The sequence below is a fragment of the Clostridium homopropionicum DSM 5847 genome (assembly GCF_001263795.1).
Lineage (GTDB): Bacteria > Bacillota > Clostridia > Clostridiales > Clostridiaceae > Clostridium_H > Clostridium_H homopropionicum.
Genome location: NZ_LHUR01000023.1, coordinates 83992 through 92147 on the forward strand (window position 1 = coordinate 83992; position 8156 = coordinate 92147).

Here is an 8156-nt window from a genome sequence, read left to right on the forward strand (position 1 = left end):
TAATGGCGGAGAGATAGGGATTCGAACCCTAGGTGCGCTCACACGCACGCCGGTTTTCAAGACCGGTGCCTTAAACCAACTCGACCATCTCTCCATAGGTCACTTAAACATTATAATATAATGTATTAAGCATGTCAATAAAAATTTAATTGTATATTTTATTAAAAATGGCGGAGAGATAGGGATTCGAACCCTAGGTACGCTCTCACGTACGCCGGTTTTCAAGACCGGTGCCTTAAACCAACTCGACCATCTCTCCGTATTGCGACGATATTTATTATAACAAGATACCGCCGCATTGTCAACTTATAATTTTTAGAATTAAATTTACTTAAGAATTACAGTGTTTCTCATATATGGTACTAAAGCATCTGGTATTGTAACAGTTCCATCTTCATTTTGATAATTCTCAAGTATAGCTGCTACAGTTCTTCCAACAGCTACTCCAGATCCATTTAAAGTGTGAATAAATTCTGGTTTAGATTTTGCTTCTTCTCTATATCTTATATTAGCTCTTCTTGCTTGGAAATCTTCAAAGTTACTACAGCTTGAAATTTCAACATATCTATTGTAGCTTGGCATCCATACCTCTATATCGTATTTTAAAGCTGCTGTAAAGCCTAAATCTCCTTTACATATTCTCACTACTCTATATGGTAACCCTAAGCCTTTAAGCACGTCTTCTGCATCATTAGTTAGCTTCTCAAGTTCTTCATATGATTGTTCTGGCTTAGTAAATTTCACTAGTTCTACTTTATTAAATTGATGTTGACGTACGAGACCTCTAGTATCTCTTCCTGCTGATCCTGCCTCTGCTCTAAAGCAAGCACTATATGCTGCATATTTTAGTGGAAGCTCATTTCCGTTTAATATTTCATCTCTGTATAAATTAGTTACAGGAACCTCTGCTGTAGGTATTAAGAAATAGCCATTATTTTCAACCTTAAAAGCATCCTCTTCAAATTTAGGAAGCTGACCTGTTCCAGTCATACTATCTCTATTTACCATATAAGGAGGAAGTACTTCTGTATATCCATGGTCCATAGTGTGAAGATCCAAGAAGTAGTTTATTATTGCTCTTTCTAATCTTGCACCTAAGCCTTTGTAAACAGTAAATCTTGAACCAGCTATTTTTCCTGCTCTTTCAAAATCAAGTATATCTAAATCAACTCCAATATCCCAGTGAGCCTTTGCTTCAAAATTAAACTTTCTAGGTTCTCCCCATTTTCTAATTTCAACATTATCTTCATCAGTTTTTCCATCTGGTACGCTAGGGTTAGGTACATTAGGTATTCTAAGCATAATGTACTTTATTTTTTCATCTACTTCGCTTAATTCTACGTCATGTTCTTTTATTTTATCAGCAAGCAGCTTCATATCATTCATTAAGCCGCTAATATCTTTTCCCTCTTTTTTAAGCTTTCCTATTTGTGAAGATTCATTATTTCTTTTATTTTTTAATTGCTCAACTTCTACTAGTATTTCTCTTCTTCTCTCATCAAGTGCAACTACATTATCTATTAACTTAAAGTCGAAGTCTTCTCCTCTTCCTTCCATTACTTTTTTAAATTCTTCAGGGTTATTTCTGATTCTTCTTAAATCTAACATTACTAATTTCCTCCTTGTTTGTTAGGTAATTATAAAATTGGTTAACTTAATTAGTTTTTTTCAAATAAAAAGAGCCTTTTGTCCTACTATAAAGTAGGGACGAAAGACTCCGCGTTGCCACCCTAATTGGTTTATAAATAAACCCTCTTATAATTTTAACGACACATAGCCGTATTGCTCATCACAACACCTCAGAGGCGGATTCACAAAATATACGTTATGGATTTTCACCAACCATCCACTCTCTAAAAACCTATACTAAGCTACTATTCTCTTCAACGGTTTAAATATTAATTTTAAATAATTATAAATATTATATCACAGATTGTCAATAAATTATCTACAATTTAATAATTTTTATAAATTATCAGCTTCTATTGTCTTAGTTGAAATTATATCTACTCTAGTATTTAATATATTTCTGCATATTATATCTCCACATTTTATTGGAGCTCCTACGTGAATTCTACTTAATACCTTTGAACATTCAATTAATAGGCTCTTATCAATAGGATGGCTGCTTTTTACAGAAACTACTGGAAACTTTGATCCTTTAATTCTAACAATAGATGTAAAAATCTTTTTATCTTCCTTCATTTATTTTACACTCACCTTATTAAATTTCATCAAATTCCTTAATTCTATTTAGAAGAATTTTTGAATTTTTAGAGTCTTTTACTATATCCGTCATCTTTTTATTTGTTTCTCTAGCCAATATGGAAATAATCTTATTAATACAATATGCCCCTTTACAGCTTCCTAAAGCAGCACCAGTTCTTCTTTTTATTCCCTCTAAAGTTCTGGCACCTAATGGTCTTCTTATGGCATCAACTATTTCACCCTCAGTAACCAAATTACATACGCATACAATTTTTCCATACCTTTTATCTAAATTTATAATATTTTTTCTTTCTTCATTTGACATAAATCTAAAACTATATATTTCTCTTCTTTTATCATTAAAATCATTTTTCTTTTTACATTTTAAATTGTTTTCTACTGTTTCCTTTACTATTTTAGCTATAGATGGAGTCATGGTAACCTCTGCATAATTTTTTCCTGTTATCTTTATATATCCCTTATCCACTAAGCTATCATCAATTAGCAAAACTTCATCATAATAAGGAACTTCATAGAAAGTATTTATATCTTCCTTCTTTATTTCAGGTACTAACAATTTAATTTTATTATAGCACTCTTCATAATTTAAATTTACATTTGTTTTTATGGAAGCAATATAGTTACCTTGTACAGTAGGATGTAAACATATTATTTCATCTATTTCTTCATTATAACTAAAAAGGATATGGTTTAGCTTTAGCTTAAAACTTTTTTCTAGTAAAAAGTACTTTAAATAAGCCTTACTTTCTGGAAAACTTTCTTTAAACCCATCAATATTATAATCTTCAGGTGTTGTATTTATAACCATCTTACATGTGAATTTATTCTTGTTTGTAACTACTTTAAAGCCTTTACTTATTTTTTTTATACCTTCTACAATTTCTTCTAATTTAAAGGAAACCCCGTTATCAAAGGCCACCTCTCCATAAGCTATTCCTAAGTCATATGGACATATAACTCCTGTATTTTGTGAATAAATTCCCTTCTTTAGTTCTATGTTTAAATTAGGTTCCAATTCATGTATATTTTCTCCACTTAAAAGAGCTATATTGTTAATTCCCTTTTTAGCAGACCTATTGTATATTTCCTCTATCCTTTTTTCCTGTTTTTCATTTGCTGCCATAACTATTGAATTATACTTTTTATAAGGAATATTAAATTTTACAGCTAAATCCTTTACTAAAAAATTACCCATAAGCTGAAGCTGTGACATTATGGTATCTTCACACTGTATACCATCATAGATTATTGCTGAATTTACTAAAGCCACATCATCAGCTATATCATAATCCTTTTCTATAAGGGCTATATTAAGGCTGTATTTTGATAATTCGTACGCTACTGCACAGCCTATTAACCCACCACCTAATATTAAAACGTCATAATCCATGATAATCCTCCTAAGTAACCTTATATACTCTATATAAGTTGTTACATGCTGTCCAAATAGTACTTATTTACTTACTTTACTTAGTACCTCTCCTAATTTATTAATATATTCACCATATTGAGCCCAGTTACCACTTTTTTGAGCTTCAATAGCTTTATTATATAAATCTTTTGCCTCTTTTATATAATTTGATATATTTGATGTACTAACATCATTATTTATTGAATTATTTTCTTCATTCTTAACTTCAGTATTAAATAATATCTTAAGAGCTTCATCTACATTTTGAGCTAATATCATTTTATCTCCATAGGATGCTATTACTCTTTTCATTTCAGGAATACTCTTTTCGCCATTAGCTCTTAGATACAATGGTTCAATATATAAAAGAGAATTCTCTATTGGTATAATCATAGTATCACCAAATTGAACTTGAGAACCTTTAGCATCCCAAAGTGAAAGTTCCTTTGATATTGCTGTATCCTGATTTATTTTTTGTTTAAATAATATAGGACTATTTACAGTTTCGCTTTCTGTAGTTGGAAATTTATATAATACTAGCTTTCCATAGTTATTTCCGTCCATTCTAGCTCCCAATAAAGCAACCATATTTTCTCTTTGATTTTGATTAAAATATTCTAGAAGGATAAGCTCTTCCTTAGTTTCTCCTGGTAACTTCATAATTGTATAAGATGCATTATTAATCGTATCTTGACCATCAACTTGTTTTTGGCTCTTAGATATATCCCAAACATTTTGTCCACTATAGAATTCATTTTCACTATTAACATGATACTTTTCTAAAACGCTGCATTGAACTAAAAAATAGTCCTCTGGATATCTGAAATGTTCTCTAAATCCATTAGGAAGTTCTTTTATACTCTTAAATAACTCAGGGAATATATTAGAATAACTATTCACTATAGGATCATTCTCATCAACTATATAAAAATCAGTAGTTCCATTTACAGCATCTATTATTACCTTAACTGAATTTCTGATGTAATTAATATCATTTACAGGTTGAGAAAAAGGATATCTATTTGATACTGTATATGCATCAATAATCCAATATAACTTACCATCCTTTACAACTATATAAGGATCATTGTCATAAACTAAAAATGGCGCTATCTTTTTTACTCTATCTACAATATTTCTATTAATTAATATTTTACTTTCACCATTTATGTCACCTGACAATAAGAATTTAATATCTTTCTCACTTATGGCAAACAATAATCTATTTATAAAGCTCATCTTAATTCCAGCTTTACCGTTGTAATTAGTTGTAACGTCATTTCCACTTTCTTTTGGATAATCCATTTCATTTATTTTGGTATTAACTATAGCATAAATATCAGTCTTTTCTCCAAAATAAATCCTTGGATCATCTATTTTTATATCTGACTTATTTGATAAAGGCATATCTTTAATAAGGATATCTGGCTTTCCTTCAGAAGTAACAGAATTTACTTTACTCATTACAACTCCATACCCATGGGTATAAGTTAAATGTTTATTTTGCCATGTACTTGCTTTATCAAGCAATTTATCATATTGAATTTCTCTAGGTGCTATAAACACTTGAGTATATTTACCATTTACATTATATCTTCCAATATCAATATCATTAAAAACATAGTAGTTTTTCTTACTTTCAACTTGATTATAGAATTCTAAAGCTTGGGTAACAGAATTAACTTTTATATTATCAACAGTAGCTCTATTTCTATCTATAACTGCCTTTGTCAGATTATTAGTCAAAGGATATGACTTTTCTTCAATATCATCAATTGAGAAAGCCTTCTTAGTGTACTCCATATTGTACCTTATAAAAGGAGCTTCAAGTCCTTTCTCATTAGATTTTACAATAAATTTCTGCCACATGCCTGATACTATACCTTCAGATACTATTAAAAAAGCTATTAAAATAACAGAAAGTACTATAGGTTTAATTTTTGATTTTAATATGCTTATAAATACTACAATAGAAGATATTAATGATACTATAACAATTAATAAATAAAATTTTAAAGTTAACTTAGTATCTGTATAACTTGCGCCAAATACTACTCCTCTTGGGGAATATACTAGATTTAAAGCTTTTATTACATATCCAATAGAAATAAACGCAAGTATAAGAGCTCCTAAAACTGCCAACTGCTTTCCTGCAAATTTTGTTATACCACTTTTAAGGCTACTTATCGTAGACCTTCCTTGAAAATTTTCCGCTCCAAATACTACCCTATCTCTTGCAGTTAATACTAAATAAATAACTACAGTAACGAAGCCTAGAAGAATTAATAGAGCTATAAATATACTATATAAAGATTCTATTAAAGGTAATCTAAATACGAAAAAAGATATATCTATATTAAAAATAGGGTCATTTATTTTAAAGCTAGTAGCATTGCTAAATTGAAGTATCCTATACCAATAACTTGCTGAGAATATAAAAGATATTAATAATGAAAAAGCAGCATTTAACCACATGAATATCTTTCTTTGTTTTCTTTCTCTTTCTGTATCTACTTCCACTACAGTACTTAGCTTAACAATGCTTTTCTTTATACTCTTAAAATATATCCATATAGATAAAAAACATATTAAAAATATAGGCACCATTAACTTTAAAGTAGCAGTAATTTTAGTAAGATAGACTGACAAATATCCTACTTCATTAAACCATTTAATATTGATTATAATACTTACTATTTGATTAAAAAAAGCACCTAAAATTAAAAGTATTAATATTGCAGGTCCTATTAATCTAGTTTTCTTCATTTATTTCCCCCCAATTAGACATATTTACTCAACAAGATATCCTCTATTTTTTAATTCATTTATTATTTTTTTCATACTCTCATCGCTTTCTGCTTCGATTGTATGCAAGTGAACTCCTCTAGTAATTATTGATAAAGGTTCTGCATTATATTCTTTTATTCTCTCCATAAATTTTTGTACATCATAAGGAGTCTTTAACATTAGCATTCCTTTGATTTCACCATATAAGGGATGCTCTACTATAACATCCTTTATTAATCCACCATATTTTACTATAATTTGAAGTTCATTTTCAATATCTTCTCTCATATGGGAAACAGCTATTATTTTTTCTATACCTTTTTTATTATTGTTAGGTATCATATATCCTTCTGGAGTAGCTATTATACTTACACCTTCAGCTCTTAAAATTGCTATATCCTTTACTATTACCTGCCTAGTTACATTTAAATCCTCAGCTAGTTCTTGACCTTTTTTAGGTGCCTTTGTATTATTTAATAGGTTTTTAATATACTCTCTTCTTTTTGCTGAATTCATAATATAACTCACTCTCCTATTAATTTTTACTATCACATTCTCTTAAAATTTGTAGTTCCTTATCGTCTACTATACTTGCATTATGATGCTCTTTTACTAATTTTAAAATTTTCTTATCGCTTATGTAATTTTTTAGAGTGTTATATCCTTTTTCTCCATGGTTATAGTATGTATCTATCTTTTTTATATTTGATAATTTCTTTGCTTTTCCTTTTGTAATTTTGTCTAGCAAGACAATAATAGATTTATCTATTACATTTAAGTTATTTTGTATTTTACCAATGTCATGTAATAATGCTGCTTTAATAAGTTTTTTATCATCTATATTATGTTTAAAACATTCTTCTTTAACACTTTTAGCTGTTCTTAAAGAGTGAGTCTGTTCATAAATTGGAAGTTTATTAAATAAATCTAACTCATTTTTATCTAAATATAAATTTATAAATTTTTTATCTTCTTCCTCTACCTTTGAGGTTATTGCTAAATAAAATTGTTTTACTCTATACATAACCATAACATATACCTCTTTTTATATTTAATTATATAATACCATACTAATTTATATTTTTACAAAATAAAAAAACAGTCTTGTTTTATTCAAGACTGTTTAATGGTGGAGATAAAGAGATTCGAACTCTTGACCCCCTGCGTGCAAGGCAGGTGCTCTCCCAACTGAGCTATACCCCCATATGGTGGACCTTCAGGGACTCGAACCCCGGACCAACCGGTTATGAGCCGGTTGCTCTAACCAACTGAGCTAAAGATCCATATAAACCCGGCGGCGACCTACTCTTCCACACCGTCACCAGTGCAGTACCATCGGCGCTTTGAAGCTTAACCTTCGTGTTCGGAATGGGAACGGGTGTTACCTTCAAGCCATAACCACCAGATAGCCAGACATCCAAAATCTTCGATTTTGTGATGGTCGGCTACTCATGAGCTTCTGCTCAAGAGTGTCATTAATCAGTACTCCTCAGCTCTGCTGAGCGAGTTTCCTTTACTCCTAAGTTTTCCTCAAGAGTGTCCTTACTACAGATTAAAATTATATCATCTATATTTTACTCTGTCAATAATTTTGAAAGAAATTTATTCTCTCAAAATTGCACAGTAAATTAATATTGATCAAGTCCTCGACCTATTAGTATTAGTCAGCTGAGTACATTACTGCACTTACACCTCTAACCTATCAACCTGATGGTCTTTCAGGGGTCTT

The 8156-nt window shown here is 30.0% G+C and carries 6 protein-coding genes, 4 tRNA genes, 2 rRNA genes and 1 other annotated feature; all 12 genes read right to left on the bottom strand.

What is annotated here, in order from left to right:
* Positions 1–3: 3 nt before the first annotated feature.
* Positions 4–94: transfer RNA gene (locus CLHOM_RS10580), tRNA-Ser, on the bottom strand.
* Positions 95–168: 74 nt separating this feature from the next.
* Positions 169–259, bottom strand: a tRNA-Ser gene (locus tag CLHOM_RS10585).
* A 68-nt stretch (positions 260–327) separates the two neighbouring features.
* On the bottom strand, positions 328–1608 hold the full coding sequence (gene serS, locus CLHOM_RS10590) for a serine--tRNA ligase (RefSeq protein WP_052221672.1): 1281 nt from the start codon (positions 1606–1608) through the stop codon (positions 328–330).
* A gap of 92 nt (positions 1609–1700) precedes the next feature.
* Positions 1701–1896, bottom strand: a binding site (T-box leader).
* A 69-nt stretch (positions 1897–1965) separates the two neighbouring features.
* On the bottom strand, positions 1966–2205 hold the full coding sequence (locus CLHOM_RS10595) for a DUF1667 domain-containing protein (protein ID WP_052221673.1): 240 nt from the start codon (positions 2203–2205) through the stop codon (positions 1966–1968).
* A gap of 19 nt (positions 2206–2224) precedes the next feature.
* Positions 2225–3619: an NAD(P)/FAD-dependent oxidoreductase gene (locus CLHOM_RS10600; RefSeq protein ID WP_052221674.1), complete on the bottom strand. Its 1395-nt coding sequence runs from the start codon at positions 3617–3619 to the stop codon at positions 2225–2227.
* Between the two features lie 63 nt (positions 3620–3682).
* The gene (locus tag CLHOM_RS10605; protein WP_052221675.1) at positions 3683–6406 is read right to left on the bottom strand and encodes a UPF0182 family protein; all 2724 of its coding nucleotides are present in this window, start codon (positions 6404–6406) and stop codon (positions 3683–3685) included.
* Between the two features lie 24 nt (positions 6407–6430).
* Positions 6431–6943: a transcription repressor NadR gene (locus CLHOM_RS10610; RefSeq protein ID WP_052221676.1), complete on the bottom strand. Its 513-nt coding sequence runs from the start codon at positions 6941–6943 to the stop codon at positions 6431–6433.
* A 19-nt stretch (positions 6944–6962) separates the two neighbouring features.
* The gene (locus tag CLHOM_RS10615; RefSeq protein WP_052221677.1) at positions 6963–7457 is read right to left on the bottom strand and encodes an HD domain-containing protein; all 495 of its coding nucleotides are present in this window, start codon (positions 7455–7457) and stop codon (positions 6963–6965) included.
* 97 nt (positions 7458–7554) lie between these two features.
* Positions 7555–7630, bottom strand: a tRNA-Ala gene (locus tag CLHOM_RS10620).
* A gap of 3 nt (positions 7631–7633) precedes the next feature.
* A tRNA-Ile gene (locus CLHOM_RS10625) sits at positions 7634–7710 on the bottom strand.
* A gap of 6 nt (positions 7711–7716) precedes the next feature.
* Positions 7717–7833 (bottom strand): 5S ribosomal RNA (gene rrf, locus CLHOM_RS10630).
* A gap of 228 nt (positions 7834–8061) precedes the next feature.
* Positions 8062–8156 (bottom strand): 23S ribosomal RNA (locus tag CLHOM_RS10635); the annotation flags it as partial.